The sequence below is a fragment of the Streptomyces californicus genome (assembly GCF_000717645.1).
Lineage (GTDB): Bacteria > Actinomycetota > Actinomycetes > Streptomycetales > Streptomycetaceae > Streptomyces > Streptomyces californicus.
On sequence record NZ_JNZZ01000012.1, the window covers coordinates 44,357 to 69,996 of the forward strand.

Genomic DNA, 25,640 nt, shown 5'->3' on the forward strand with positions numbered 1-25,640 from the left:
TCAGGCGTACTCGTGCTCCGGTGCGGCGGGGCTGCCCAGCGCGTCGCGCCGCTCCGGCATCTCCAGGCGCACCATGCGCCGCCAGCCGACGAGGCACTCGTACGCGTACACCGCGTGGATTCCCGCGGCGAGCACCGCGGCCTTGGGGCGCGACCAGCCCAGGACGCGGCCCATGTTGGCCATGACGGCGAGGCTGACGTCGCGGTAGATCCGGATCTCGGCGAGGGCGCACTCGCGCATGATCCGCTGGATGGTCCGGCCGTGCCCGGCGCGGGCGAGGCGGAGCAGTTCCTCGTGGCAGTAGGCGAGGTGGTTGTCCTCGTCGTTGGAGATCATCTTCACCGCGCGCCCGATGTCGGGGTGGTCGGCGAAGTACCGGCGCAGCAGGCGCATCTGCTCGGAGGCGCGCTGCTCGGTGACGCGGCTGTGGGCCAGATAGGTGATGATGTCGCGCTCGGTGAGCCGTTCCTCGCCGCGCAGCCGGGAGTGCGCGAGTCCGATGCCCTCCTGTTCCAGGAGCATCGTGTAGTCGGTCTCCGGCGGGACCTGGACCGGTGGCAGTCCGCGCTTCTTCAGCAGGGCGTTGAAGATCCGGCCGTGCTTGTCCTCGTCGGCGCCGTGCCGGACGATCTTGGGGGCCAGGTCGCGGCTGCTCTCCGGGACGAGGGCGGCGATCCGGGCGTTCTCCCAGCCGCCCTGGGCCTCTCCGCTCGCGGCGATGGAGCAGAAGAGCCGGTAGGACTCGTCGTCGTCCAGGATCTCCTGGAACAGGTTCCGCGCTGAGAGCATGCCGGCCACCTCCGTACCCGTCGCCCGCGGAGCCGCACCCCGCGGAGCAGTAGTCCGCAGGGAGAGTCAACGGCCCGGCGGGGCGGTCGGCAACCGGAGGGGGCGCGGGCCGGGCCCGCCGCCACGGCGTAACTCCCGGGCGCCCGGCGCGTTGTTCCCGGTGACGGCCGTGGCGGGGAAGACCCCCGAGCCCCCACCACGGCCGTAGTGCTGCCCGGAGGCGTCACGCGAGTCCGGAGCGCTCCAGGGCGTCCGTGCCGGCGCGCAGGGCGGTGATCCGCTCCTCCAGCGTGAAGCCGGCCGGGGCGAGGTTCAGCGTGGTGACCCCGGCGGCGGCGTACGCCTGCATCCGCTCCGCGATCCGCTCGACGGGGCCGAGCAGCGCGGTCTGGTCGATGAGCTGGTGCGGCACGGCGGCGGCGGCCCCAGCCTTGTCGCCGGCCAGGTACTTGTCCTGGATCTCGGCGGCCTCCTTCTCGTACCCCATGCGCTGGGCGAGCTGGTTGTAGAAGTTCTGCTTCCGGCTGCCCATGCCGCCGACGTACAGGGCGGTGTAGGGGCGGAACATGTCGGCGAGGCCGGTCACGTCGTCGCCGACCGCCAGCGGCAGCGTCGGGCTGACGTCGAAGCCCTCCATGGTCTTGCCCGCCTTCTCGCGGCCCGCGCGCAGCGGCTGGATCGCGGTCTCCTCCAGGTGCTCGGCGGAGGGGAAGATCAGCAGGGCGCCGTCGGCGATCTCGCCGGTCTGCTCCAGGTTCTTGGGGCCGATCGCGGCGATGTAGAGCGGGATGTGCTCGCGCTGGGGGTGCACGGTGAGCTTGATCGGCTTGCCCGGGCCGCCGGGGAGCGGGAGGGTCCAGTGCGCCCCCTCGTACGAGACGCGCTCGCGGGTCATGGCCTTGCGGACGATCTCCACGTACTCGCGGGTGCGGGCCAGCGGCTTGTCGAACTTCACGCCGTACCAGCCCTCGGAGACCTGCGGGCCCGATACGCCGAGTCCGAGGCGGAAGCGGCCGCCGGAGAGCGAGTCGAGGGTGGCGGCGGTCATCGCCGTCATGGTGGGCTGACGGGCGGGGATCTGCATGATCGCGGAGCCGACGTCGATCGACTCGGTCTGGGCCGCGACCCAGGTCAGCACGGTCGGGGCGTCGGAGCCGTACGCCTCGGCCGCCCAGCAGACGTCGTAGCCGAGCCGGTCGGCCTCCTGCGCGACGGCGAGGTTGTCGCCGTCCATGCCGGCGCCCCAGTAACCGAGATTGATGCCGAGCCGCATAACCGCTCCTCTTACTGATCAGTAACGTCCCTTTCTCCGGACTCTAGCGCGGGCGGCGGCGCCGCGGCAGGCCCGGCGGACCTCGGGTTGTCCACAGGCTTCCGCCCGGCGGGGCCCCGGCCAGTAATCTCAGCCCCCATGGAGCAGAGGCATCTCGGCCGTACCGGCCTTCGTGTGTCCCGGATCGGGCTCGGCACCCTCACCTGGGGCCGGGACACCGACGAGCACGACGCCGCCGACCAGCTGAAGGGCTTCTGGGACGCGGGCGGCACCCTGGTGGACACCGCCGATGTGTACGGGGGCGGGGAGGCGGAGTTCCTGCTCGGGCGGCTCGTCGACAGCCTCGTCCCCCGTCAGGATCTGGTCATCGCCACGAAGGCGGGCAACGTCCCCGACCCCTACCGCCGTGTCAACGGCTCGCGCGGGCATCTGCTGGCCGCCCTGGACGCCTCTCTGGAGCGGCTCGGCACGGACTACGTCGACCTGTGGCAGGTCCACGCCTTCGATCCGGCGACCCCGCTGGAGGAGACGCTCCAGGCGGTGGACCACGCCGTCGCCTCCGGCCGCGTCCGGTACGCGGGCGTGTCGAACTTCAGCGGCTGGCAGCTGGCCAAGGCCGCGACCTGGCAGCTCGCCGCACCGGGGGCGCGCACCCGGCTGGCCAGTACGCAGATGGAGTACTCGCTGCTCCAGCGGGGCATCGAGCGCGAGGTGCTGCCGGCCGCGCTGGACCTGGGCATCGGGCTGCTGCCGTCCTCACCGCTGGGGCGCGGGGTGCTCACCGGCAAGTACCGCCAGGGGACCCCGTCCGATTCGCGCGGCGCGTCCGAGCGGCTCGCCCCGTTCGTGGAGCCGTATCTCGACGACGCGGCGGCCCGGGTCGTGGACGCGGTGGCAACGGCGGCGGACGGCCTGGCGACGAGCCCGCTGCACGTGGCACTGGCCTGGGTCCGCGACCGGCCCGGCGTGGCCGCCCCGGTCGTCGGCGCACGCAACGCCGCCCAGCTCAGAGAGGCTCTGTCGGTGGAGGCGCTTAGTCTTCCCTACGAGATCCGCCAGGCGCTCGACGATGTGTCGGCGCCCGTGCACCGCTATCCCGACCAGGACTGGAGCACCCTGTGACTGCGCTTCCCGGGGAGACCCCCGGCACGGACGACGCGCCGGCCGAGGACGCGCCGGCCGCCCCCGCTCCCGGGGGCGGCGCCGATGGCCCGTCGCCCGACGGCCCGACGGCGGGCCCGGATGCCGCGGAGGCCCAGGAGGCCGCCGCCGGCGGGGCGGCCGGGGCCGACGCCGTGGACGTGGTCGCCGAAGCCGCCTCCGCGCCCTCGGAGGAGCCGCCCGAGGCCGTGGAGGAGTCCGCGAAGACCGAGAAGCCGTCGGAGGCCGCGAACTCCTCGGTGGCGTCTGCGGACGGCTCGGCGGCGGAAGAGACCTCGGAAGCTTCCGCGGACGACTCGGAGACCGCCGAGGGTTCCGCCGACGCCGCTCCCGCCGCGGAGCTGTCCGAGGCGCAGGCCGAGCTGGCCGCCCAGCGTGAGCTGCGGGAGCGGATCGAGAAGCGCAAGGCCGAGAAGGCCGCGCCCATCTCCGCCGGCGGTGGTCTGAGCGGTACGGCCGCCGACCTGCTCGCGGCCGTCCGGGCGGTGGAGAGCGGCGAGAAGGCGGGCACCGCGTTCTTCGCCCGGACCGCTCCCGCCCCGGCCCCCGCTCCGGCGTCGCCCCGCCCCGCCCCGGCCGCCGCGCAGCCGCCCCGGCCCGCCGTGCCCGAGGTCCCCGCGCCGCAGGCCGCCTCCCCGGAGGCCCTGGAGGCGGTGCGCGCGGTGCTCGCGCAAGGCGGGGCCCCCGAGGCGCTGGCCCGCCCCGCCGTCGACGCCCTGGGCGAGCAGGCGGCCGAGCTGCTGCGCACCGACCCCTGGCATCTGCTCGCCGTGTCCGGTGTGCGGCCCGAGCAGGCCGACGGCTTCGCCCGCGCCCTGCTGGGCTCCGAGTGCGGCCCGGACGACGGGCGCAGGACGGCGGCCCTGGTCGGCCGGCTGCTGGAGCAGGCCGCTCTGCGGGGCCACACGGCACTGGACGCCGCCGCCGTACGGACGGCGCTCGCCGGGCACGCGGTGCGCAACCCGGACGCCGCCGTGCTGAACGCCGTCGAGGAGGGCGTCGCCCTGCTCTTCGGCGAGGGCGGCGACGCGGAGCCGGACGAGACGGACGCGGAGGACGGCGAGCCGGACGAGGACGGCGTGCGCGAGGCGGACTCGACGGCGGACGCCGACGCGGCGTCGGTCCGGATGTTCCTGGGCCTGGACCGCTACGCCCTGGCCGAGGAGAGCCTCGCGGACGGCCTCGCCCGGCTCGTCAACACCTGCGAGAAGACCGCCGACTGGACGGAGGCCGCCGCCGGGGCGCCGAGCCCGTCGGCCGCCGAGCTGATCCGCACGGTCGCCTCCGCAGGACTGGTCGTGCACAGCGGCGGCGAGGCGGCACGGGCCGAACCCGCCGCACTGATCGCGGCGGCGCGCGGGCTCGGGCTGCGGGCCCTGGGCGCGGCCCACAGCGAGGACGGCCGGCGCCGTCTCGCGGCGGCCACCGGTGATCCCGCGACGGCGGTCACCCTGGCCGGTCTGCTCTCCGGCGCGCAGGGCCCCGGGCGCGACGAGGACGGGGCGCTCGCCCTGGACCTGCTGGTCGTGCTGGACTCCCCGCAGCTGGACGTGGAGGGGGCGGCCGTCCTGGTCGAGGCGCTGGCCGACGGGGCCCGGCTGGTGCTCAGCGGCGACCCCGGGGTGCTGGGCTCGGCGGGGGCCGGGCGGGTCTTCGCCGATGTGCTGGCCGCCCGCGCCTGTCCGCAGGTCGTCTCCCGCACCCCGGACCCGGGCCCCATCGGCGAACTGGTCTCCGGCATCGGCATCGGCGAGCTGAACCAGGTCGACGCCCCCGGCAAGGAGGTGGTGATCGTCCCGGTCCGCGACGCGGGCGAGGCGGTCCACCGCACCGTGCAGCTGGTCGCGGACTCGGTGCCCCGGGCGTTCTCCATCCCCGCCGAGGAGACCCAGGTGATCACCGTGGGCCACGGCGGGGCCGCCGGGACCAGGGCGTTGAACGAGGCGTTGAAGCAGCGGCTCAACCCGGGCCCCGGCCGGTTCGGCGGGTTCGACCCGGGTGACCGGGTGGTCCATGTGCCCGCGCCCGGACGGGCGGTGCCCGGGGTGGTGCGGTCGGCCGACGGGGAGGGCCTGCATCTGGACTGCGGCGGCGTCCCCGTCGTCGTACCGCAGGAGCGGGTGGAGTCGTCGGTGCGGCACGGCTGGGCCCTCAGCGCCCACCAGGCGGCCGGGATGCGCTGGCCCGCCGCGGTCGTCGTGCTGCCGGGCGACGCCGCGCAGGGGCTGAGCCGCCCGTGGGTGTACACCGCGTTCGGCCGGGGCGAGCGGCATCTGTCCGTGGTCCACGGGGTCGACCGGGCGCTGCCGCACGCGGTGGCGGAGGTCCCGGCCCAGGAGCGGACGACCCGCCTCCGCCCCCTGCTGGAGGCGCTTCTGACGCCGGACGCGGCATCTTCGACCGGATGACCGGGGACGTCCGGTAGGCGCGAGGGCGGGGCCGGTGCACCGGCCCCGCCCTCGATGCCCGGCGCGGGTCAGCGGCCCCCCGCCGCGGGCCCGGCGAGATCGTCGTCGTCCTCGTCGTCCTCGTCGAAGACCGCGCTGACGTCGAAGCGGCAGACGACCAGTTCGGGGTCGGCGTCCTCGAACGGGGCGCCCAGCCACTCCCCCGGCTCCGCGGGGGCCTCGGCGGCCGAGACCCAGAGCGTGGAGTCGCCCTCCTCCAGGCCGAACTCCTTGTGCCGCGAAGCGATCTCGTCCGGCTCGTACTCGCCGAAGAGCACACCGAGCGCGGCGTGGACGCTGGTGCCGACCACCGGAGCCGTATCCGGCCGGCTGCCGGGACCGGCGTCGAGGTCGGCGAGGCGCTGAGCCTGGGCGAGGAGGCGCGGGGGCTCCGCGACCACGTAGTCGCGCCGGATCAGGACGCTGAGCGCGCTGGGCTCGGCGGGACCGGCGTAGGGAGGCAGGGAGTCGTCCGCTCCGGGGATCTCGAAAGGAGTGACTTCGTCGTGGCGGTCGTAGAGGAGTTCGTCGTAGACCTCGGCGGCAGCGGCCAGGGCGTTGAACGCGTCGTAGACGGCGGGGTCGTCGTCCCCGGTACGGCGTTCGACCGCGTCGAGGTGACGGTCGATCGCGGTTTTGACCGCTTCGGCGGCGGCACGTACCTCGGCAGCGGTGGGCTGCGCAGCATCAGACATAGTGCAGACGCTATCCGTACCGGGGCTGTGCCCGCACAATAGATGCGATGCCGGAATACGAATTCATCGACGTGTACGTGCCGCGCGGGGTGTCCCGCAAGGAAGCGGCCCGACTCCTGACCGACCACGCCGAGTACGGGCACTGGGAGCTGGACCGCCTGACGCTCCGCAGGGACGGCAGCCGCAGGGTGCGGCTGCGGCGACGGATCATCCGTCAACTGCGGGCCACCTGGTGACAGGGAGCGGGCCCCGCGATCGCGGAGCCCGCTCTTCATTCCGCGGCTCCGCCGCGCCGTGCGCGCCGGTTCAGGCGGCGCTGCGCGTGCGGCGGTAGAGCACCGATCCCGCTCCGGCGAGCAGCAGTCCGGCGGCGGCCGGGATGAGCACGTCGAGCCCGTCCCCACCGGTCTGCGCGAGCTGCTCCTCGGGGAAGTGCGGCTCGGGGGTGTTCGGCTCGGGCGGCTGGTTGACCGGCGGCTCGACCGGCTTCTCCGGGGTGACCGGGGGCTTCTCCGGCTGCTCGGGCGGCGGGGGCGGAACCTCGGAGTCGTTGGAGCAGCTGTTGCCGAAGACCGGGTTGAGCAGCCCGACGACGCTGACGCTGTTGCCGCAGACGTTCACGGGGATGTCGATCGGCGCCTGGATCGAGTTGCCGGAGAGGATGCCGGGCGAGCCCTGGGCGACCCCCTCGGCCGTGGCCCCGCCGCCCGGTGCGCGGTGGCGGCCGGTGCCGGGCTCGCCGTGGCGGTCCGACGCGGTGGTGTCACCGGCCTGGGCGCCGTTGCCGGAGCCGCCGGGGACCGAGCGGTCCTGGGCGCCGGCGGACCGGTCGGCCTGCGTGGAGCCCGCCGATCCGTTTCCGCAGTCGTTTCCGCTGGCGGGGTTGAGCAGTCCGCCGACGCTGACGGAGTTGCCGCAGACGTTGACCGGGATCTCGATCGGGACCTGGATCGAGTTGCCGGACAGTACGCCCGGGGAGCCGGCCGCCGTGGCGCCCGCTCCGGAGTCGGCGTGGGCGTATCCACCGCTGAGAGCGAGCACACCGCCCGCAGCCGCCATGGTGATCAGGCCTTTACGAGTGACCTGTCGCATAGGTTCGTTTCCTGCCTTCTGGCTTCCGAAAAACCCCCGGACATGACCGTGCGGGAGCCGAATGCCGAACAGTCCCGGAGCGCATGGAGTGCACTCCGGGACCGGTCGAGCTCAAACCCTTACGGGTTGACGTTCAACGTCAGGCGTTGACGCAGGTGTTGCCGAAGGCGGGGTTCAGCAGACCGATCACGGAGACCGTGTTGCCGCACAGGTTGATCGGCACGTGGACCGGGACCTGGACGACGTTGCCGGAGAGCACGCCGGGGCTGCCGATGGCCGCACCCTGGGCGCCCGCGTCGGCGGAAGCCATGCCCGCACCCGCGAGAACGAGGCCACCGGTGGCAGCCGCAACTGCGACGACCTTCTTGATCATGATTCCTCCTAGTTGGAAAGTGCGGTCCCAGCCGCGGACCGCACACCGTGTAACGAGGAGGGTGTGGCGGGGCTACGTGTGAACGGCTCGTTTCACTCGTTCGGACATCTCCGCACAGGTGGACGAATCCGGAGGAAGATCGGTCGCCCGGCGGCCGGGGCGGTCAGGAGTGGTCGATGAACCGGTCGAGCACGCGCACGCCGAACTGCAGACCGTCGACCGGGACCCGCTCGTCCACGCCGTGGAACATCCCGGCGAAGTCCAGCTCCGGCGGCAGCTTCAGCGGGGCGAAGCCGAAGCCCCGGATGCCCAGGTCGTCGAAGGACTTGGCGTCGGTGCCGGCCGAGAGCATGTACGGCACGGCACGGGCGATCGGGTCCTCCGCGACCAGCGCGGTCTGCATGGCGTCGACCAGCGCGCCGTCGAACGTGGTCTCCAGGGCCTTGTCCGCGTGCACGTCCTCGCGCCGGACGTTGGGGCCGAGGATCCGGTCCAGGTCGGCCAGGAACTCCTCCTCGTACCCCGGCAGGTACCGGCCGTCCACGTGCGCGGTCGCCTGGCCCGGGATGACGTTGACCTTGTAGCCGGCGCCGAGCTGGGTGGGGTTGGCGGTGTTCTGGAGGGAGGCGCCGATGAGCTTGGCGATGCCGCCCAGCTTGGCGAGCGTCTCGTCCATGTTCTCCGGGTCCAGCTCGGTGCCGAGCGCGTCCGAGAGCTCGTCCAGGAAGTGCCGCAGCGTCTTGGTGACCCGCACCGGGAACTTGTGCCGGCCCAGCCGCCCGACCGCCTCGGACAGCTCGGTGATGGCGTTGTCCTTGTGGATCATCGAGCCGTGTCCCGCGGTGCCGTCCACGGTCAGCTTCATCCAGTGCATGCCCTTCTGGGCCGTCTCCACCAGGTAGAGCCGCAGGTTCTCGTTGACGGTGAAGGAGAAGCCGCCCACCTCGCTGATCGCCTCGGTGACGCCCTCGAAGAGCCCGGGGTGGTGGTCCACCAGGTAGCGGGCCCCGTACGTGCCGCCCGCCTCCTCGTCCGCGAGGAAGGCCAGCACGATGTCGCGCGGGGGCTTGCGGCCGGTGCGCATCCGCTCGCGCACGACCGCGAGGGTCATCGCGTCCATGTCCTTCATGTCGACCGCGCCCCGGCCCCAGACGCAGCCGTCGGCGATCTCCCCGGAGAACGGGTCGTGCGTCCAGTCCGCCGCGTTGGCCGGGACGACGTCGGTGTGCCCGTGGATGAGGAGCGCCGGGCGGGAGGGGTCCTCGCCCTCGATCCGGGCGACGGTGGAGGCCCGGCCCTTGTGGGACTCGAAGATCTGCGGCTCCAGGCCGACCTCCGCGAGCTTCTCCGCCACGTACTCGGCCGCGAGCCGCTCACCGGGCCCGGAGTGGTCGCCGTAGTTGCTGGTGTCGATCCGGATCAGGTCGCGACAGAGGTCGACGACCTCCTGCTCGGCGTTGCCACCGGTCACGGTCCGGCCCGTGCTGCTCTCGCTCACGCTGGTTCCCTCCACTGTCGCTGTGGTGCTCCTTCTCATCCTCCCGCGCCCACGGCGTACACCCAAGGCCGCACACCCCCCGTCACGCACCGTTCACAGGGACCGGGGCGTGATCGAGCACCCTCGAATGTTTGCTATGGTTTTCCACGTCGGAACGGGCACGGCCCGCGAGACAGACACCTTGTCCGGGTGGCGGAATGGCAGACGCGCTAGCTTGAGGTGCTAGTGCCCTTTATCGGGCGTGGGGGTTCAAGTCCCCCCTCGGACACCAGCGGGAGCCCCACTTCGGTGGGGCTCCTTCGCGTTGTCGGACGGTTGCGGAAATGGGGACGGCGGTGAGAGGTCGCAGGAGGGCCGCCGGGGGGCCGCTCCCGCAGCGGGGCGGGATCGACGCGGTGCGGGTGCGGTTGCCGGAGGACCCCGAGGGGCGGTGGGGCTCCGTCGGGGCGTATCTGGTGGCGCGGTTCGGCGGGGCGATCGGGGCGGACCGGGTGGCCGGGATGGTCGCGGCCGGGCGGTTCGTGGGGGCGGACGGGGTCGCGGTGCGGGGGTCGGAGCCGTACGCCGCCGGGCGGTGCCTCTGGTTCCACCGGGACTTCGCGCCCGAGGAGCCGGTGCCGTTCCCGGTCGGGGTGGTGTACCGGGACGAGCGGATCGTGGTCGTGGACAAGCCGCACTTCCTGGCGACGATGCCCCGGGGGCGGCACGTCACCGAGACCGCGGTGGCCCGGCTGCGGCGGGAACTGGAGCTGCCGGCGTTGCAGCCCGCGCACCGGCTGGACCGGCTGACGGCGGGGCTCCTGCTGTGCGTGGTGCGGCCCGGGGACCGGGGCGCGTACCAGACGCTGTTCCGGGACCGGCGGGTGCGCAAGGAGTACGACGCGGTGGCTCCGTACGACCCTTCGGTGGCGCTCCCCCGGACCGTACGCAGCCGGATCGTCAAGGAGCGCGGGGTGCTCGCCGCCCGTGAGGAGCCGGGCGAGGCCAACAGCGAGAGCCGGATCGAGCTGGTGGAGCGGCGGGGCGGGACCGGGCGCTACCGGCTGCTGCCCGCGACCGGGCGGACGCATCAGCTGCGGGTCCACATGAACGCCCTGGGGCTGCCGATCGTCCACGATCCGCTGTACCCGGTGGTGGAGGCGGAGTCGGCCGCCGACGACTTCTCGCGGCCGTTGCAGTTGCTGGCGCGGGTGCTGGAGTTCACCGATCCGGTCGGCGGGGAGCCGCGCCGCTTCGTAAGCGGGCTGCGGCTCTCCGCCTGGCCGGAGGGGTGAGGCGGGCGGCGCTCAGTGGCCGCGCTTGATCCACTCGTCGAGGTGCGGGGCCTCCGCGCCGATGGTGGTGGGGTCGCCGTGGCCGGTGCGGACCTCGGTGTCGCCCGGGAGCGTGAGCAGCCGGTCCCGGATCGAGTCGATGATCGTCGGGAAGGACGAGAACGACCGGCCGGTGGCGCCGGGGCCGCCCTGGAAGAGGGTGTCGCCGGTGAAGACGGCGCCCAGTTCGGGGGCGTACAGGCAGACGGCGCCGGGGGCGTGGCCCGGGGTGTGCAGGACCGTGAGCACGATGCCCGCCACGGTCAGCTCCTGGCCGTCCGTGAGGGTGCCGTCCGGGGTGTGCTCCGGGTGGGTCCGCAGCCAGAGCGGCAGGTCGTCCGGGTGGAGCAGGATCGGGGCGCCGGTGGCCCGCGCGAGGTCGGGCGCGGCGTCGATGTGGTCGTTGTGCGCGTGGGTGCAGACGATGGCGCGCAGGGTACGGCCGCCGAGCGCGGCCTCGATGGCGGCGGCGTCGTGGGCGGCGTCGATGACGATCGCCTCGTGGTCGTCGCCGACGATCCAGACGTTGTTGTCGACGTCCCACTCGCCGCCGTCGAGGGCGAAGGTGCCGGAGGTGACCAGGTGGTCGATGCGGGCGGCCATCAGAAGACCACCACCGAGCGGAGGACGTCGCCGTCGTGCATGCGGGCGAACGCCTGCTCGACGTCGCCGATGCCGATGGTCTCGGTGACGAAGGCGGCGAGGTCGAGGCGGCCCTGCTGGTGGAGGTCGACGAGCATCGGGAAGTCGCGGGAGGGCAGGCAGTCGCCGTACCAGGAGGACTTGAGGGAGCCGCCGCGGCCGAAGACGTCCAGGAGCGGCAGTTCGAGCTTCATGTCGGGGGTGGGGACGCCGACGAGGACGACCGTGCCGGCGAGATCGCGGGCGTAGAACGCCTGCTCGTAGGTCTCCGGGCGGCCGACGGCCTCAATGACGACGTCGGCGCCGTTGCCGCCGGTGAGCGCGCGGATCTCTTCGACGGCGTCGGTGGCGCGGGAGTTGACGGTGTGGGTGGCGCCCATCTTCTTCGCCGTCTCCAGCTTGCGGTCGTCGATGTCGACCGCGATGATCTTCGCCGCTCCGGCCAGCCGGGCCCCGGCGATCGCCGCGTCGCCGACGCCGCCGCAGCCGATGACGGCGACGGAGTCGCCGCGGCCGACCTGGCCGGTGTTGATGGCGGCGCCGATGCCCGCCATGACGCCGCAGCCGAGCAGTCCGGCGACCTCCGGGGCGACCTCGGGGTCGACCTTGGTGCACTGGCCGGAGGCGACGAGGGTCTTCTCCGCGAACGCGCCGATGCCGAGGGCGGGCGACAGTTCGGTGCCGTCGAGCAGCGTCATCTTCTGCTTGGCGTTGTGGGTGTCGAAGCAGTACCAGGGGCGGCCGCGCAGACAGGCGCGGCACTGGCCGCACACGGCACGCCAGTTGAGGATGACGAAGTCGCCGGGGGCGACGTCGGTGACGCCCTCGCCGACCGTCTCCACGACGCCCGCCGCCTCGTGGCCGAGGAGGAAGGGGAACTCGTCGTTGATGCCGCCCTGCTTGTAGTGGAGGTCGGTGTGGCAGACGCCGCACGCCTGGATCTTCACGACGGCCTCGCCCGGTCCGGGGTCCGGGATCACGATCGTCTCGACCCTGACCGGCTCGTCCTTGCCCGGCGCGATGACCGCTTGCACCTGCTGTGGCATAACCCTGCTCTCCCTGTTCCCGCGCTTCGCGAAGATCGATCGCGGACCACCGTACGCCTTGGCGGGCGCGCTACGGAGCGAGCACGTCCAGTTCGTGCAGGGCGCCCACCGCGATCTCCTTGGTGATCCGCTCGGCGGCCTCCGGGTCCCCCTCGCGGACGGCTTCGGCGAGGCGTACGTGGAGGGTGACGGCGGCCGGGTCGGGGTCCTCGAACATCACCTGGTGGTGGGTGCGGCCCGCCAGGACCTCCGCCACGACGTCCCCGAGGCGGGCGAACATCTCGTTGCCGGAGGCGTTGAGGACGACGCGGTGGAAGGCGATGTCGTGTTCGAGGTAGCCCTCCAGTTGCTGGCCGCGTGAGGTGGCGACCATGCCGAGGGCGCGCTCGGTCAGCTCGGCGCACTGCTCGGCGGTGGCGTGGCGGGCGGCGAGGGAGGCGGCGACCGGCTCGATGGCGGAGCGCAGCACGGTGAGGGAGCGGAGCTGGCGGGGGCGGTCGGCGCCGGCCAGGCGCCAGCGGATGACCTGGGGGTCGTAGACGTTCCAGGTCGCGGCGGGGCGGACGGTCACGCCGACGCGGCGGCGGGACTCGACCAGGTGCATCGACTCCAGGACCCGGACCACTTCGCGGATGACCGTGCGGGAGACGTCGAAGCGCCGGGCCAGCTCGTCGGTGCGCAGCACGCTGCCGGGCGGGCACTGGCCGGAGGAGATCTCCAGACCCAGGGTTTCCAGCACATGCGTATGCAGCCCCTGGCTCTGTGTGGTCATGGAGCAAGCCTAAACGGCGGCCGACGAGAATAATAAGTACGACGTTTACGTCACAGGCTCTTGAATAAGTCGTACCTAATAGGTTTCAGTAGCGCGACGGACCGATGTCGAAGAAGACAGCGAGACACCCCCATGAACACCGCACCCCCCATGAGCACCCCCCACGTCGTCGTGGTGATGGGCGTAGCAGGAACCGGCAAGACCACGATCGGTCCGCTGCTCGCCGCCGAGCTCGGCGTTCCGTACGCCGAGGGCGACGACTTCCATCCCCCGGCGAACATCGCCAAGATGTCGGCCGGCACCCCCCTGGACGACGACGACCGGTGGCCCTGGCTAGACGCCATCGGTGAGTGGGCGCACGGCCGGGCCGGGCTCGGCGGGGTCGTCTCCAGCTCCGCGCTCAAGCGGGCCTACCGGGACCGGCTGCGGGAGGGGGCGCCCGACGCCGTCTTCCTGCATCTGACCGGTGACCGGGAGCTGATCGAGGAGCGGATGGCGGACCGCAAGGGCCACTTCATGCCGACCGCGCTCCTCGACTCGCAGTTCGCGACGCTCCAGCCGCTCCGGGCCGACGAGGCCGGAGTGAGCGTCGACGTGTCCGGCACCCCTACGGAAATCACCCAGCGAGCCGTCGCGGCACTGCGCCGGCTCGACAGCTAAGGACCTTCACCGTGACCAGTCTCAGCGTCGAGATGCTGGCAGCGGACGCCGCCGAACCGATCACCTCGGCAGGCAACGCTCAGTTGGGCATCGCCGTTCTGGCGGGCATCGCCGTCATCGTTCTCCTGATCACCAAGCTCAAGATGCACGCCTTCCTGGCGCTGACCATCGGTTCGCTGGCGCTCGGCTCCTTCGCGGGCGCGGCCCCGGCGGACACGATCGCCAGCTTCACCGCGGGCCTCGGCTCCACCGTGGCCGGCGTGGGCGTCCTCATCGCGCTCGGCGCGATCCTCGGCAAGCTGCTCGCGGACTCGGGCGGCGCCGACCAGGTCGTCGACACGATCCTGGCGAAGGCGAGCGGCCGGGCGATGCCCTGGGCCATGGTCCTGATCGCCTCGATCATCGGGCTGCCGCTGTTCTTCGAGGTCGGGATCGTGCTGATGATCCCGGTCGTGCTGCTGGTCGCCAAGCGCGGGAACTACTCCCTGATGCGGATCGGCATCCCCGCGCTGGCCGGTCTCTCGGTGATGCACGGGCTGATCCCTCCGCACCCCGGCCCGCTGGTCGCGATCGACGCGCTGGACGCCAACCTCGGCGTGACGCTGGCCCTCGGTGTGCTGGTCGCCGTCCCGACGGTGATCATCGCCGGTCCGGTCTTCTCCCGCTACGCCGCGCGCTGGGTGGACATCAAGCCGCCGGAGAACATGATCCCGCAGCGGCCCTCCGAGGAGCTGGACCGCCGTCCGAGCTTCGGGGCGACCCTGGCGACGATCCTGCTGCCGGTCTTCCTGATGCTGCTCAACGCGCTCGTCGAGATCGTGGTGGACGACCCGGCCAACGGCCTGCAGAAGGTCACCATGGTCATCGGTTCGCCGCTGATCGCGCTGCTCGCGGCCGTCCTGGTCGGGATGTTCACGCTCGGCCGGGCCGCCGGCTTCACCAAGGGCCGGCTCGCCGGCACGGTGGAGAAGTCCCTCGCCCCGATCGCCGGGATCCTGCTGATCGTCGGCGCGGGCGGCGGCTTCAAGCAGACGCTGATCGACGCCGGGGTGGGCCAGATGATCCTGGACTTCTCCGAGAACTGGTCGATCCCCGCCCTGCTGCTCGGCTGGCTGATCGCCGTCGCGATCCGCCTTGCCACCGGCTCGGCCACGGTCGCCACCATCTCGGCCGCCGGTCTGGTCGCCCCGCTGGCCGCCGACATGTCGACCTCGCACGCGGCGCTGCTGGTGCTGGCGGTCGGCGCCGGTTCGCTCTTCTTCAGCCATGTGAACGACGCCGGGTTCTGGCTGGTGAAGGAGTACTTCGGCATGAACGTGGGCCAGACGGTGAAGACCTGGTCCGTCATGGAGACGATCATCTCCGTGGTGGCGATGGCGTTCATCCTGCTGCTCTCGCTGCTGCTGTAGCCAGGTCCGTACGCCGATACGCGAACGCCGTCCGTACGGCTGACAGCTGAACGCCCGCCCCGGTCCGGGGCGGGCGTTCGCGCGTCCGGCTGCGAGGGGTCAGCGGCGGGACGCCTCGCTCTCGGCGGCCCTCTCCAGCCGGAACGCCTCGTTGCCGAGGCCGATCCGGGCGTGCGTCCCGGGCCTGACCGAGCGCAGCACCGCTCCGTACACCAGGCCGCCGACGAGCGCGAGGACGATCACGCCGGGCAGCAGCCAGGTGAGCGCCGATCCGGGGCCCGAACCGACGAGGACGTCGAAGTCGCGGACGGTGAAGACGGCGATCGCCAGGAGCGCGAGTCCGGCGAGGGCGGAGGCGACCAGGCGCGGGGCCTGCGCGCGGCCCGCCCCGCGCTTGACGAAGAAGGCGATGACGGCGAAGGAGGCGGCGGCCATCAGCAGGATGACGCCGAGCGCGCCGACGTTGCCCATCCAGGTGAAGAGCCGCAGGACGGGGGCGGTGGGGTCGCCGACCGGGTTGTCGTCGGTGAACGCGAACGCCGCGATGACCACGACGGAGACCGCGGTCTGGAGCAGCGAGCCGGTGCCGGGGGCGCCGCTCGCCCGGTTGGTACGGCCGAAGCGGGCGGGCAGCAGCCCCTCGCGGCCCATCGCGAAGGCGTAGCGGGCCACCACGTTGTGGAAGCTGAGGAGCGCCGCGAACATCCCGGTGACGAAGAGGATGTGCAGCACGTCGGTGAAGGTGGAGCCGAGCCGCTCCTCGGTGAGGCCGAACAGCATGCCGGGGCCCTCCTTGAGGGAGGTGTCGGCGATGGAGCCGGGTCCGGCGGCCACGGTCAGGGCCCAGGAGCTGATCGCCAGGAACAGCGCGGCGTAGCCGACGGCGAGGAACATCACCCGGGAGACCACGACCTGCGGGCGGCTGGTCTCCTCGGCGTACACCGGGGCCTGCTCGAAGCCGACGAACGCGGCGACGCAGAAGCAGAGCGCGGTGCCGAGCCCGGCGCCGGCGAGCGTCTCGGGGTTGAAGGCGTGCAGCGACAGGCCCTCGGGGCCCGGCTTGCCCACGGCGGCGATGTCGAAGATGACGACGAGGGCGCACTCGATGACCAGGAGGACGCCGAGCACCTTGGCGTTGAGGTCGATCTTGAGCCAGCCGAGGACGCCGACGACCGCCGCCGAGGCCAGGGCCGGGATCCACCACGCGAGCTCGATGTCGAGGTAGGCGGCGAAGATCCCGGAGACCTCGAAGCCGAGGATGCCGTAGATGCCGACCTGCATCGCGCTGTACGCCACCAGCGCCACGAGCGAGGCCCCGGCGCCGGCGGTCGGGCCGAGCCCCCGGGCGATGTAGGCGTAGAACGCGCCCGCGTTGTGGACGTGCCGGCTCATCTCCGCGTAGCCGACGCTGAACAGCATCAGCACGGCGCCCAGGATGATGTAGAGCAGCGGCTGGCCGACGATGCCCATCACGCCGAAGACCGTGGGCATCACCCCGGCGACCACCATCAGGGGGGCGCTGGCCGCGACCACCGACAGCAGAAGCCCGGGGGTGCCGAGCCGGCCGGCCCGCAGGGCGCGTTCCTCGCCCTTGTAGGTGTTGATCCCACCGGTGCCGGCAGCCCTCCCGGGGGCGTCGGTCTCGCTGGAGAATGAGCTGCCGGTCGACATGGCGGGGTGGTCCCTTCCTTCGTGGTGGAGCCGGTGGGGTGGTGCTCTTCGTACGGCGCGGGGGCGCGTCTCTCAGGAGGCGGCGGGTTCCGGAGCGCGTTTCACGGGGTGCCGAGCGCGTAGGAGCGCGCGGCGGTGAACGCGGCGTGGGGCTCACCGCCGGCGTACGACCAGGGCGCGGCGGTGGCGTGGTCGCCGATGCGGTGGAAGAGGGCGGCGGCCTCGGCGGTCCGGCCCTCGCGGACCTTGGCGTGTGCCAGGAAGTTCAGGTCGACGCGGTGGCGCGGATGGTCGTCGTGCTCCCACTCCAGCCACCAGTCGAAGGCGGCCTTCATCACCTGGCGGGCCCGGCGTCCGGTCCAGTGCTCGGAGACGGCCGGGTCGGCCGACTCGATGCCCGCGGCGACCAGGACGCGGTAGCGCTCGGCGTGGGCGATCACCGGGAGAACCGCCAACGGGGAGTCGGCGGGCGCCAGTTCGGCGGCCCAGGCGGCGAAGTCGTACACCTCGTGGAGCGGGTCGTGACCGCTCTCGGGGCTGCTCTCCGCCAGCAGGGCGGTCATCACGTGGTGGGCGTGGTGGTGGTCCGGGTGGCGGGAGCGCACCTCCTCGAAGAGCCTGCCCGTCTCGTCCCGGCCGTCGTCGCTCCCCCGGTCCAGCAGGAGGAGCGCCAGCCAGGGGGTGGGGTCCTCGGGGGCCAGGCGGGCGGCGGCCAGGCACCCCTCGCGGGCGTGGGCGGCGTCGCGCGGCGTCGCCCCGGGGCGCAGGGCGCGGACCACCCGGGCGCAGCCGAGGAGGACGGCCGCGTCGGCGCTCTCGGGTTCGACGAGCAGCCAGTCGCCCGCCCAGTCGGCGGCGGAGGGGACCTCGGCGAGGGCCAGCAGCCGGTGTGCGCGGCGGTCCCAGTCCCGCCCGGTGCCCACCAGCAGGGTGCGGGCCTCGGACCACCTGCCCCGGGCGAACCGGCCGCGTACGGTGATGAGTTCGCCGTCGTCGAGCGCCGGGTCGAAGGCGGTGTCCGGGCGGCTGCCCCGGCGACGGGAGCGGCCCAGGGGCGGCGGAGGCGGCGGGGGCGGGGGCATGCCGCGGGCTTCTTTCGATGCGGTGTGCGAGCGGATGATCGCGCACAGCAAAGCGGGCGGTCGCGCTCTCAGTCAAGAGGCGTTGGCCGCCAACTGCTCATATAGGTATGCCAGTTGGCCGGTTCCGGTCGAATGGGCGGGAAAAACGGCCCGGCGGCGCCCGGGGCGTGGGGCCGGAGAACGCCTCCGAGGGCCTGTCGTCGAACCGCCACCGCCACCGCCGCCCGGAGGGCGGCCGCACCGAGTGCCACACTGGTCGCATGGAGCCACGCGAACCCCTGAAGCCCTACCTTCTCGCCTTTCCCGGACCGTTGCGGGACCGGCTGGTGGCGGCCGTGCTCTCCGGGGAGAAGGTGTCCACCACCGGGCTGCTGTGCGAGTACGAGCTGGAACAGGAGGAACTGCCGCCGGTCGGCGAACGCTCGGCACTCATCGACTCGGAGGGGCGGGAGGTGGCGGTGGTCGAGGTGACGGACGTACGGGTGCTGCCACTGGGGGCCGTGGACCTGCGGCACGCGCTGGACGAGGGCGAGGGGTACGCCTCGGTGGCCGAATGGCGGGCGGGGCACGAGCGGTTCTGGCACAGCGAGGAGATGCGGGAGGCGCTGGGCGACCCGTCGTTCACCGTGGACGACGGGACGCTGATCGTCGCGGAGCGGTTCCGGGTGGTCGAGCGGTGGGAGTGACCGGGGGTCCGGGTACGTCCGCGGGGCGGCGGCGCTCCCGAGCCGGAGGGCTGCCGGGGCGGCACTCCCGGGGGCGGCGGCACTCCAGCGACGCAGGGCGCTCCCGGGGCGGGGCCCGCGAGCCCCTGCCGTACGAGCGGCGGAATCCGGCTCCGGAAATCCGCCGCTACGCCGTCGCTTCCGCCGCCGCCCGGCCCGCCGCGCGGCCCGAGAAGACGCAGCCGCCCAGGAACGTGCCCTCCAGCGAGCGGTAGCCGTGGACCCCGCCGCCGCCGAAGCCCGCCGCCTCGCCCGCCGCGTACAGCCCAGGGAGCGGGGCGCCCTCGGCGGTCAGGACCCGGGAGGACAGGTCCGTCTCCAGCCCGCCGAGCGACTTGCGGGTGAGGATGTTGAGGCGGACGGCGATCAGCGGGCCCGCCGCCGGGTCCAGGATGCGGTGCGGCTTCACGGTCCGGATGAGGCGGTCGCCCAGGTAGGCGCGGGCCCCGTTGATCGCGGTGACCTGGAGGTCCTTGGTGAAGGGGTTGACGATCTCGCGGTCGCGGGCGGTGATCTCGCGGCGCAGGCCCGCCTCGTCGATGAGCCCCTCGCCGGTGATCGCGTTCATGCCCCGCACCAGCGCGCCGAGGTCCTTCTCCACGACGAAGTCGGCCCCGCGGTCCATGAACGCCTTGACCGGAGCGGGTACGTCCACGCGGGCCCGGCCGATCACGTCGCGGACCGACTTGCCGGTGAGGTCCGGGTTCTGTTCGGAGCCGGAGAGGGCGAACTCCTTGCCGATGATGCGCTGGTTGAGCACGAACCAGGTGTAGCCGTGGCCCGAGCCCATGATGTGTTCGAGGGTGCCGAGCGTGTCGAACCCGGGGAAGAGCGGGACCGGCAGCCGCTTGCCGCGCGCGTCCAGCCAGAGGGACGAGGGGCCGGGGAGGATGCGGATGCCGTGCCGGGCCCAGATCGGGTTCCAGTTCTCGATGCCCTCGGTGTAGTGCCACATCCGGTCGCGGTTGATGTGGTGCGCGCCCGCCTTCTCGGCGATGCCGAGCATCAGGCCGTCCACGTGCGCCGGGACCCCGGAGAGCATCTTCTCGGGCGGGGTGCCCAGCCGCTCCGGCCACTGGGCGCGGACCAGGTCGTGGTTGCCGCCGATGCCGCCGGAGGTGACGATCACCGCCTGGGCCTTGAGCTCGAAGGCTCCGGCGACCTCCCGGCTGCTCGCGGTGCCGCGCTCGGCCGCGCTGGGCTCCAGCACCTCGCCGGTGACCGTGTCGAGCGCCCCGGCGGTGCGGGAGAGTCCGGTGACGCGGTGGCGGAAGCGGAGCTGGACGAGCCCCTTGGCGACGCCCTCGCGCACCCTCCGCTCGAAGGGGGCGACGACGCCGGGGCCGGTGCCCCAGGTGATGTGGAAGCGGGGTACGGAGTTGCCGTGGCCGGTCGCGTCGTAGCCGCCGCGTTCGGCCCAGCCGACGACGGGGAAGATGCGCAGCCCCTGCTGGTGCAGCCAGGAGCGCTTCTCGCCGGCGGCGAAGTCGACGTACGCCTCGGCCCACTTCCTCGGCCAGCGATCCTCGTCCTCGCGGTCGAAGCCCGCCGTGCCGTACCAGTCCTGGAGGGCCAGTTCGCGGCTGTCCTTGATCCGCATCCGGCGCTGTTCGGGCGAGTCGACGAGGAAGAGGCCGCCGAAGGACCAGTGCGCCTGGCCGCCGAGGGCCTGTTCGGGCTCCTGGTCGAGGAGGATCACGGAGCGTCCGGCGTCGGCCAGTTCGGCGGTGGCCACGAGCCCGGCGAGTCCCGCCCCGATCACGATCACATCAGCGTCGTACGCCATGGTTTCCATCCTGTCGGGGAGGCTCGGGGGGAGCGGGACGGGTGGGCACGGCCGGCCGCGCGGGGTCGGCGAAACGTTCAAGTTACCCGTGCGTCAGATCTTGGGTATCCGCCGGGGCCACGTCAACCTCCCGGCCGGGTGCGGTTGGATGAGGTGCATGAACCCCTCAGACGAGATCCTGGACATCGTCGACGAGAACGACGTGGTCGTCGGGCAGGCTCCGCGCGGTGAGGCGACCGCGCGGGGGCTGCGGCACCGGTGCGTGTTCATCGAGGCGCGCGACGCGGAGGGCAGGCTCTTCGTCCACCGCCGCACGGACACGAAGCTGGTCTTCCCCTCGCACTACGACATGTTCGTCGGCGGTGTCGTGGGCGCGGGCGAGTCGTACGACGAGGCGGCGCTGCGTGAGGCGGAGGAGGAGCTGGGGGTCACGGGGCTGCCCCGGCCGGAGCCGCTGTTCCGGTTCCTCTACGCGGACGGCGCGCACACCTGGTGGTCGGCGGTCTACCGGGTCCGCTGCGATCTTCCGGTCTCGCCGCAGGTGGAGGAGGTCGCCTGGCACGCGTTCCTGGACGAGGCGGAGGTGGAGCGGCGGCTCGGGGAGTGGCCGTGGGTGCCGGACGGGCTGGAGGCGTACCGGCGGCTGCGGGAGTCGCGTCCGGCGTGACGGGCCCGGCGCGGGGTGTGCGGGCCCAGTCGTCCCGGCTCGGACCTCCCGGCGCGGCCGCCCCGGCCCCGTTGTCCCGGCGGGGCCCGGCGCGGTCGTCGCGGCCCGATCTCGGCCGGCCTGATCGGATGCGATCGGCCCTGGTCGGGCTCGTTCATTCGGCAGCGCCTAGGGTTTCACGTGTGAACAAGATCGCGCAGAGCGTACGGCTGTGGTTCGCGCCTCAGCGGGTGCGGGAGGAAGGGAACACCCCGGACTACCGGTTCTCGCTGGCCAACGAGCGGACGTTCCTGGCCTGGGTCCGTACGGCGCTGGCCCTGATCGGCGGCGGATTCGCGGTGGACCAGTTCCTGCCGGATCTGGCGTGGGGCGTACGGGCCGGTCTGGCGCTCGGGCTGCTGGCCGCCGGGGTGCTCTGCGCGCTGCGCGCGGTCAACCACTGGGTGCGGTGCGAGCGGGCGATGCGGCGGGGCGAGGATCTGCCGGTGTCCCGGTTCCCGACGCTGCTGAGCCTCGTGGTCGCCGTGGTGGCCGTGGCGATGGTGGTGGTGGTCCTCTTCGGCTGGGAGAGCGGGTGACGGCCGCGGTGCGGGACCCCGGGCTGCAGCCCGAGCGGACGCGGCTGGCGTGGCGGCGGACGACGCTCTCCGCCACGGTCGTCGCGCTGCTGGCCGTACGGCAGGCTCTGCACAGCGGGGCGACGCCGGGGGCGCTGGTCGCGGTGGCGCTGAGCACGCTCGCCTGGCTGGGCTTCCTGCTGGTGGCCCACCGCCGGGTGGTGGCGCTCGGGACGGCCCGCCCCCCGGCGCTGGCGCCGCGCGGCGCGCTGACGGCGGCGCTGTGCACGGTGGCGCTGGCGGCGTTCGCGGCGGCGATGCTGTTCTGAGGACGTGACGCCGCCCTGCGGGCGGGCTTCCCCGTCCCTCAGTCGTCCCAGTCCACCGTCACCACGATCTTGCCGCGGGTCCGCCCCTCCTGGTTGAGCCGGTACGCCTCGGCCGCCTCCTCCAGCGGGAACACCCGGTCCACGTGGACGGTGACGATGCCCCGCTCGGCCAGCTCCGCGACCTTGGCCAGGTCGTGCGCGTCGGGGCGTACGAAGGCGTAGCGGCCGCCGTAGGAGAAGACCTCCTCGTCCGCGACGGAGGCGAGCCGGCCGTCCGGGGCGAGAGTGTCGGCGGAGGCCCGCAGGGCGTCGCCGCCGACCGTGTCGAAGGAGGCGTCGAAGCCTTCGGGGACCAGCTCCCGAAGGCGTTCGACGAGGCCCTCGCCGTACTCCACCGGTTCCGCGCCGAGGCTGCGCAGGTGGTCGTGGTTGCGGGGGCTCGCGGTGCCGACGACCCGGCAGCCGGTGTGCCGGGCGATCTGGACGGCGAGCGATCCGACCCCGCCGGCCGCCGCGTGGACCAGGACGGCGTCGCCCTCGCGGATCTTCAGGGTGCGGTGCAGCACCTGGTACGCGGTCAGCCCGGCCAGTGGCAGACCGGCCGCCTCCTCGAAGCTGAGGCTGAGGGGCTTGCGGGCCAGGGTGCGCACGGGGGCGGCGACGTACTGGGCGAACGTACCCCGGGAGAGGAAGTCCTCCCGTACATAGCCGATGACCTCGTCGCCCACCGCGAACTCGTCCACGGCGACGCCCGGCTGCACGACGACGCCGGAGACGTCCCAGCCCGGGATCACCGGGAAGACGGCGTCGAGCGCCTTCTGCAGATAGCCCTCGCGGGCCTTCCAGTCGACCGGGTTGACGGCGGCGGCCCGCACCTTCACGAGGACGCTGTCCGGGCCGACCGTGGGGTCGGGCCGCTCGCCGTACTCCAGGACGTCCGCGGAGCCGTACGCGCTGTAGCTGATCGCCTTCATCCCTCGACCTTCCGCGCAGGGCCGGGCCGCCGCAACTCAGGGCGGGGCGAAGCGGAACGGCCGCCGCGGGGCCGCCGGACGCGCGCGGGTCCAGATCCGCTCCCCCGCCGGACGCGCGCGGGTTCGGATCCGCTACCCCGCCGGACGCGCGCGGGTTCGGATCCGCTACCCCGGTCGGACGCCGGAGCCGGAGCGATCGGATCGGGAGAGACACTGGACGACATACCGACTGGTCGGCATCATGGTCTCCGACCGTCCCGCCCCGGGCGTGCCCGACGGACCCCGATCGGGTCCTGATCCTTCGGACACGCCCACGCCCCACCGCCCGGAGGTACGCACCATGAGCCCAGTCCCCCCGCCAGGTCTCGACCCGGAGTCGCTGCGGGCCCGTCTCGACCGCGAGCGGCCGGGACTGGTGAGCGGACCCCTCCACGCGCGGCTGATCGAGGGCGGCCGCTCGAACCTGACGTACGTCGTCGGCGACGGGACGGGGCAGTGGGTGGTGCGCAGGCCGCCGCTCGGCCATGTGCTGGCCACCGCGCACGACATGGCGCGCGAGTACCGCGTGATCAGCGGGCTGCACCCCACCGCCGTGCCCGTTCCGGAGCCGCTGCTGCTCTGCGAGGACGACGCGGTGCTCGGCGCGCCGTTCTACGTGATGGAGTACGTCGAGGGCGTCCCGTACCGCACCGCCGAGCAGCTCGCCCCGCTGGGCCCCGAGCGCACCCGGGCGGCGGTCCTCGGACTCGTCGACACCCTGGTCGACCTGCACGCCGTGGATCCGGGAGCGGTCGGCCTCGGGGACTTCGGCCGGCCCGAGGGCTTCCTGGAGCGGCAGTTGCGCCGGTGGGGCAAGCAGCTCGACGCCTCCCGCAACCGCGACCTGGCGGGCGTCGACGAGCTCCACGCCGACCTCGGCCGCTCCCTGCCCGCCTCCCCCGCGCCCACCGTCGTCCACGGCGACTACCGGCTGGACAACGTGCTGCTCGGCCCGGACGAACGGATCAGGGCCGTCCTGGACTGGGAGATGTCCACGCTCGGCGACCCGCTGACCGACCTCGGCCTGCTCGTGATGTACAGCTCCGACCTCGGGCTGCCGGAGTCCCCGGTCTCCACCACCAGCGGCGCCCCCGGCCACCCCTCCCCCGCCGAGCTGATCGAGCGCTACGCGGCCCGGTCCGGCCGGGACACCTCCGCCATCTCCTGGTACACCGCGTTCGCGTGGTTCAAGCTCGCCGTGATCCTGGAGGGCATCCACTACCGCTACACGCTCGGCCAGACCGTCGGCGCGGGCTTCGACAGGATCGGCGACCTCGTCCCCGTCTTCATCGAGCACGGCCGCACCACCCTCCAGGAAGGCTGACCCATGGACTTCGCATTCGACGCCCGTACCGAGGAACTGCGGGGCAGGCTCCTCGCGTTCATGGACGAGCACGTGTATCCGGCCGAGCCGGTCGCCGAGGAGCAGCGGGCCCGGCTCGCCTCCCCGTGGGACACGCCCGCGGTCGTCGGGGAGCTGAAGGCCGAGGCGCGCCGGCAGGGGCTGTGGAACCTCTTCCTGCCGGACGCGGCGTACGGGGCGGGGCTGACGAACCTCCAGTACGCCCCGCTCGCCGAGATCACCGGCCGCTCCCCGCACCTCGCGCCGACCGCGACGAACTGCGCCGCCCCCGACACCGGGAACATGGAGGTGCTCTCCCAGTTCGGGACCGAGGAGCAGAGGAAGCGGTGGCTGGAGCCGCTGCTCGCCGGGGAGATCCGTTCGGCGTTCGCGATGACGGAGCCGGACGTGGCGTCGTCGGACGCGACGAACATCGAGACGCGGATGATCCGGGACGGCGAGGACTACGTCGTCAACGGGCGGAAGTGGTACATCTCCGGGGCGATGAACCCGGACTGCGCGGTCTTCATCGTGATGGGCAAGACCGACCCGGACGGCGAGGACATCCGCCGCCAGCAGTCGATGATCCTAGTCCCCCGCGACACCCCGGGCGTCGAGGTGCGGCGTGCGATGCGGGTGTACGGATACGAGGACCACTCGCACGGCGGCCACGCCGAGGTGGTCTTCCACGACGTGCGGGTCCCCGCGGCGAACCTGGTCGGCGAGGAGGGCGGCGGATTCGCCATCGCGCAGGCGCGGCTGGGCCCGGGACGCATCCACCACTGCATGCGGCTGATCGGGATGGCGGAGCGGGCCATCGAGCTGATGTGCCGGCGGGCGGTGGCGCGTACGGCGTTCGGCAAGCCGCTGGCCGCTCAGGGCGTCGTGCAGAACTGGATCGCGGACGCCCGGGTCACCGTGGAGCAGTTGCGGCTGCTGGTGCTGAAGACGGCCTGGCTGATGGACACCGTGGGCAACAAGGGCGCGCACACGGAGATCCAGGCGATCAAGATCGCCACCCCGCGCGCGGTGGTGGACATCCTGGACTCGGCGGTGCAGTTGTACGGCGCGGGCGGGGTCAGCCAGGACTTCCCGCTGGCGGAGCTGTGGGCCTCGGCGCGGACGCTGCGGCTGGCGGACGGCCCCGACGAGGTGCACCAGCGGTCGCTGGCCCGGCGGGAGATCAAGCGGTACGGGTGACGGACGGCGGTGCGGCCCCCTCCCGAGGTGCTCGTCGGGAGGGGGCCGCGGCGGTGTCGCCGGAGACCGGCGGACGGGCCCGGGGGCCGGTGGGGCGC

Annotated in this window: 25 protein-coding genes and 1 tRNA gene; 13 read left to right on the plus strand and 13 right to left on the minus strand. The window is 73.1% G+C overall.

Annotated elements, in window-relative coordinates:
* Nucleotides 1–789: a hypothetical protein gene (locus tag IF19_RS0116980; RefSeq protein WP_030114166.1), complete on the minus strand. Its 789-nt coding sequence runs from the start codon at nucleotides 787–789 to the stop codon at nucleotides 1–3.
* A 223-nt stretch (nucleotides 790–1,012) separates the two neighbouring features.
* A complete protein-coding gene (locus tag IF19_RS0116985) occupies nucleotides 1,013–2,062 on the minus strand; it encodes an LLM class F420-dependent oxidoreductase (RefSeq protein WP_030191981.1) in 1,050 nt (349 codons plus the stop codon).
* A 138-nt stretch (nucleotides 2,063–2,200) separates the two neighbouring features.
* Here IF19_RS0116985 and IF19_RS0116990 point away from each other — a divergent pair, with 138 nt between their 5' ends.
* Complete coding sequence (locus IF19_RS0116990) at nucleotides 2,201–3,184, plus strand: aldo/keto reductase (RefSeq protein ID WP_030114169.1); 984 nt, start codon at nucleotides 2,201–2,203, stop codon at nucleotides 3,182–3,184.
* Nucleotides 3,181–5,631: a helix-hairpin-helix domain-containing protein gene (locus IF19_RS0116995; RefSeq protein WP_030276361.1), complete on the plus strand. Its 2,451-nt coding sequence runs from the start codon at nucleotides 3,181–3,183 to the stop codon at nucleotides 5,629–5,631. The genes IF19_RS0116990 and IF19_RS0116995 overlap by 4 nt, the downstream gene beginning before the upstream one ends.
* 68 nt (nucleotides 5,632–5,699) lie before the next feature.
* Here IF19_RS0116995 and IF19_RS0117000 read toward each other — a convergent pair whose 3' ends face one another.
* The gene (locus IF19_RS0117000; RefSeq protein WP_030114173.1) at nucleotides 5,700–6,365 is read right to left on the minus strand and encodes a hypothetical protein; all 666 of its coding nucleotides are present in this window, start codon (nucleotides 6,363–6,365) and stop codon (nucleotides 5,700–5,702) included.
* 47 nt (nucleotides 6,366–6,412) lie between these two features.
* Here IF19_RS0117000 and IF19_RS0117005 point away from each other — a divergent pair, with 47 nt between their 5' ends.
* Nucleotides 6,413–6,601, plus strand: coding sequence for a DUF5703 family protein (locus tag IF19_RS0117005; RefSeq protein WP_030114174.1), 189 nt, complete (start codon nucleotides 6,413–6,415; stop codon nucleotides 6,599–6,601).
* Between the two features lie 70 nt (nucleotides 6,602–6,671).
* Here the strand turns inward: IF19_RS0117005 and IF19_RS0117010 are convergent, their stop codons facing one another.
* The 3 genes from IF19_RS0117010 to IF19_RS0117020 form a co-directional block, all read right to left on the minus strand.
* Nucleotides 6,672–7,457, minus strand: coding sequence for a chaplin (locus tag IF19_RS0117010; protein ID WP_030114175.1), 786 nt, complete (start codon nucleotides 7,455–7,457; stop codon nucleotides 6,672–6,674).
* A gap of 139 nt (nucleotides 7,458–7,596) precedes the next feature.
* Nucleotides 7,597–7,830 (minus strand): chaplin ChpH, encoded by a 234-nt coding sequence (gene chpH / locus IF19_RS0117015; RefSeq protein WP_015607544.1) that lies wholly within the window; start codon nucleotides 7,828–7,830, stop codon nucleotides 7,597–7,599.
* A 163-nt stretch (nucleotides 7,831–7,993) separates the two neighbouring features.
* Nucleotides 7,994–9,328, minus strand: a complete 1,335-nt coding sequence (locus IF19_RS0117020; RefSeq protein ID WP_030114176.1) for a M20/M25/M40 family metallo-hydrolase — start codon at nucleotides 9,326–9,328, stop codon at nucleotides 7,994–7,996.
* A 183-nt stretch (nucleotides 9,329–9,511) separates the two neighbouring features.
* Here IF19_RS0117020 and IF19_RS0117025 point away from each other — a divergent pair.
* Nucleotides 9,512–9,599: transfer RNA gene (locus IF19_RS0117025), tRNA-Leu, on the plus strand.
* 64 nt (nucleotides 9,600–9,663) lie between these two features.
* Nucleotides 9,664–10,602: an RluA family pseudouridine synthase gene (locus tag IF19_RS0117030; protein ID WP_030276364.1), complete on the plus strand. Its 939-nt coding sequence runs from the start codon at nucleotides 9,664–9,666 to the stop codon at nucleotides 10,600–10,602.
* 12 nt (nucleotides 10,603–10,614) lie between these two features.
* On the opposite strand, the gene IF19_RS0117035 is transcribed toward IF19_RS0117030, so the two are convergent.
* The 3 genes from IF19_RS0117035 to IF19_RS0117045 all read right to left on the minus strand — a co-directional run bounded on the left by IF19_RS0117035 (nucleotide 10,615) and on the right by IF19_RS0117045 (nucleotide 13,101).
* Complete coding sequence (locus IF19_RS0117035) at nucleotides 10,615–11,244, minus strand: MBL fold metallo-hydrolase (protein ID WP_030114178.1); 630 nt, start codon at nucleotides 11,242–11,244, stop codon at nucleotides 10,615–10,617.
* On the minus strand, nucleotides 11,244–12,329 hold the full coding sequence (locus tag IF19_RS0117040; protein WP_030114179.1) for an S-(hydroxymethyl)mycothiol dehydrogenase: 1,086 nt from the start codon (nucleotides 12,327–12,329) through the stop codon (nucleotides 11,244–11,246). The genes IF19_RS0117035 and IF19_RS0117040 overlap by 1 nt, the downstream gene beginning before the upstream one ends.
* A 70-nt stretch (nucleotides 12,330–12,399) precedes the next feature.
* Complete coding sequence (locus IF19_RS0117045) at nucleotides 12,400–13,101, minus strand: FadR/GntR family transcriptional regulator (RefSeq protein ID WP_030114180.1); 702 nt, start codon at nucleotides 13,099–13,101, stop codon at nucleotides 12,400–12,402.
* Nucleotides 13,102–13,251: 150 nt separating this feature from the next.
* On the opposite strand from IF19_RS0117045, the gene IF19_RS0117050 reads away from it, so the two are divergent.
* Together IF19_RS0117050 and IF19_RS0117055 are read left to right on the plus strand one after the other, a co-directional pair.
* Nucleotides 13,252–13,761: a gluconokinase gene (locus IF19_RS0117050; RefSeq protein WP_030114181.1), complete on the plus strand. Its 510-nt coding sequence runs from the start codon at nucleotides 13,252–13,254 to the stop codon at nucleotides 13,759–13,761.
* Between the two features lie 11 nt (nucleotides 13,762–13,772).
* On the plus strand, nucleotides 13,773–15,170 hold the full coding sequence (locus IF19_RS0117055) for a GntP family permease (protein ID WP_030114182.1): 1,398 nt from the start codon (nucleotides 13,773–13,775) through the stop codon (nucleotides 15,168–15,170).
* A 99-nt stretch (nucleotides 15,171–15,269) separates the two neighbouring features.
* On the opposite strand, the gene IF19_RS0117060 is transcribed toward IF19_RS0117055, so the two are convergent.
* Nucleotides 15,270–16,841 (minus strand): APC family permease, encoded by a 1,572-nt coding sequence (locus IF19_RS0117060; protein WP_030114183.1) that lies wholly within the window; start codon nucleotides 16,839–16,841, stop codon nucleotides 15,270–15,272.
* 101 nt (nucleotides 16,842–16,942) lie between these two features.
* Nucleotides 16,943–17,923: a hypothetical protein gene (locus tag IF19_RS0117065; protein ID WP_030114184.1), complete on the minus strand. Its 981-nt coding sequence runs from the start codon at nucleotides 17,921–17,923 to the stop codon at nucleotides 16,943–16,945.
* 260 nt (nucleotides 17,924–18,183) lie between these two features.
* On the opposite strand from IF19_RS0117065, the gene IF19_RS0117070 reads away from it, so the two are divergent.
* Nucleotides 18,184–18,609 (plus strand): ASCH domain-containing protein, encoded by a 426-nt coding sequence (locus IF19_RS0117070; RefSeq protein WP_030114185.1) that lies wholly within the window; start codon nucleotides 18,184–18,186, stop codon nucleotides 18,607–18,609.
* Nucleotides 18,610–18,775: 166 nt separating this feature from the next.
* On the opposite strand, the gene IF19_RS0117075 is transcribed toward IF19_RS0117070, so the two are convergent.
* Complete coding sequence (locus IF19_RS0117075; RefSeq protein ID WP_030276369.1) at nucleotides 18,776–20,434, minus strand: FAD-binding dehydrogenase; 1,659 nt, start codon at nucleotides 20,432–20,434, stop codon at nucleotides 18,776–18,778.
* A 157-nt stretch (nucleotides 20,435–20,591) separates the two neighbouring features.
* Here IF19_RS0117075 and IF19_RS0117080 point away from each other — a divergent pair, with 157 nt between their 5' ends.
* From IF19_RS0117080 to IF19_RS0117090, 3 genes are all read left to right on the plus strand, one after another.
* Entirely contained in the window at nucleotides 20,592–21,101 is a 510-nt protein-coding gene (locus IF19_RS0117080; RefSeq protein WP_030114187.1) for an NUDIX domain-containing protein, read from the plus strand.
* A 182-nt stretch (nucleotides 21,102–21,283) separates the two neighbouring features.
* Nucleotides 21,284–21,679 (plus strand): YidH family protein, encoded by a 396-nt coding sequence (locus tag IF19_RS0117085; RefSeq protein ID WP_030114188.1) that lies wholly within the window; start codon nucleotides 21,284–21,286, stop codon nucleotides 21,677–21,679.
* Complete coding sequence (locus IF19_RS0117090; protein WP_030114189.1) at nucleotides 21,676–21,987, plus strand: DUF202 domain-containing protein; 312 nt, start codon at nucleotides 21,676–21,678, stop codon at nucleotides 21,985–21,987. Before IF19_RS0117085 ends, IF19_RS0117090 begins: the two co-directional genes overlap by 4 nt.
* Before the next feature lie 38 nt (nucleotides 21,988–22,025).
* Here IF19_RS0117090 and IF19_RS0117095 read toward each other — a convergent pair whose 3' ends face one another.
* Nucleotides 22,026–22,961: an NADP-dependent oxidoreductase gene (locus IF19_RS0117095; RefSeq protein WP_030192001.1), complete on the minus strand. Its 936-nt coding sequence runs from the start codon at nucleotides 22,959–22,961 to the stop codon at nucleotides 22,026–22,028.
* Nucleotides 22,962–23,301: 340 nt separating this feature from the next.
* Here IF19_RS0117095 and IF19_RS0117100 point away from each other — a divergent pair, with 340 nt between their 5' ends.
* Nucleotides 23,302–24,324, plus strand: coding sequence for a phosphotransferase family protein (locus IF19_RS0117100; RefSeq protein ID WP_030114192.1), 1,023 nt, complete (start codon nucleotides 23,302–23,304; stop codon nucleotides 24,322–24,324).
* 3 nt (nucleotides 24,325–24,327) lie between these two features.
* Nucleotides 24,328–25,542 carry an acyl-CoA dehydrogenase family protein gene (locus tag IF19_RS0117105; RefSeq protein WP_030114193.1) on the plus strand — a complete coding sequence of 405 codons (1,215 nt, stop codon included), beginning with the start codon at nucleotides 24,328–24,330 and terminating at the stop codon, nucleotides 25,540–25,542.
* Nucleotides 25,543–25,640 lie beyond the last annotated feature (98 nt).

Bases quoted from the DNA above. Each gene is read 5' to 3' on its own strand.
- IF19_RS0117035 (WP_030114178.1), bottom strand. From the start codon at position 11,244: ATGGCCGCCCGCATCGACCACCTGGTCACCTCCGGCACCTTCGCCCTC.
- IF19_RS0117000 (WP_030114173.1), bottom strand. From the start codon at position 6,365: ATGTCTGATGCTGCGCAGCCCACCGCTGCCGAGGTACGTGCCGCCGCC.
- IF19_RS0117050 (WP_030114181.1), top strand. From the start codon at position 13,252: ATGAGCACCCCCCACGTCGTCGTGGTGATGGGCGTAGCAGGAACCGGC.
- IF19_RS0117005 (WP_030114174.1), top strand. From the start codon at position 6,413: ATGCCGGAATACGAATTCATCGACGTGTACGTGCCGCGCGGGGTGTCC.
- IF19_RS0117040 (WP_030114179.1), bottom strand. From the start codon at position 12,329: ATGCCACAGCAGGTGCAAGCGGTCATCGCGCCGGGCAAGGACGAGCCG.
- IF19_RS0117095 (WP_030192001.1), bottom strand. From the start codon at position 22,961: ATGAAGGCGATCAGCTACAGCGCGTACGGCTCCGCGGACGTCCTGGAG.
- IF19_RS0116990 (WP_030114169.1), top strand. From the start codon at position 2,201: ATGGAGCAGAGGCATCTCGGCCGTACCGGCCTTCGTGTGTCCCGGATC.
- IF19_RS0117065 (WP_030114184.1), bottom strand. From the start codon at position 17,923: ATGCCCCCGCCCCCGCCGCCTCCGCCGCCCCTGGGCCGCTCCCGTCGC.
- chpH (WP_015607544.1), bottom strand. From the start codon at position 7,830: ATGATCAAGAAGGTCGTCGCAGTTGCGGCTGCCACCGGTGGCCTCGTT.
- IF19_RS0117075 (WP_030276369.1), bottom strand. From the start codon at position 20,434: ATGGCGTACGACGCTGATGTGATCGTGATCGGGGCGGGACTCGCCGGG.
- IF19_RS0117080 (WP_030114187.1), top strand. From the start codon at position 20,592: ATGAACCCCTCAGACGAGATCCTGGACATCGTCGACGAGAACGACGTG.
- IF19_RS0116985 (WP_030191981.1), bottom strand. From the start codon at position 2,062: ATGCGGCTCGGCATCAATCTCGGTTACTGGGGCGCCGGCATGGACGGC.
- IF19_RS0117105 (WP_030114193.1), top strand. From the start codon at position 24,328: ATGGACTTCGCATTCGACGCCCGTACCGAGGAACTGCGGGGCAGGCTC.
- IF19_RS0117060 (WP_030114183.1), bottom strand. From the start codon at position 16,841: ATGTCGACCGGCAGCTCATTCTCCAGCGAGACCGACGCCCCCGGGAGG.
- IF19_RS0116980 (WP_030114166.1), bottom strand. From the start codon at position 789: ATGCTCTCAGCGCGGAACCTGTTCCAGGAGATCCTGGACGACGACGAG.
- IF19_RS0117100 (WP_030114192.1), top strand. From the start codon at position 23,302: ATGAGCCCAGTCCCCCCGCCAGGTCTCGACCCGGAGTCGCTGCGGGCC.
- IF19_RS0117045 (WP_030114180.1), bottom strand. From the start codon at position 13,101: ATGACCACACAGAGCCAGGGGCTGCATACGCATGTGCTGGAAACCCTG.
- IF19_RS0117070 (WP_030114185.1), top strand. From the start codon at position 18,184: ATGGAGCCACGCGAACCCCTGAAGCCCTACCTTCTCGCCTTTCCCGGA.
- IF19_RS0117010 (WP_030114175.1), bottom strand. From the start codon at position 7,457: ATGCGACAGGTCACTCGTAAAGGCCTGATCACCATGGCGGCTGCGGGC.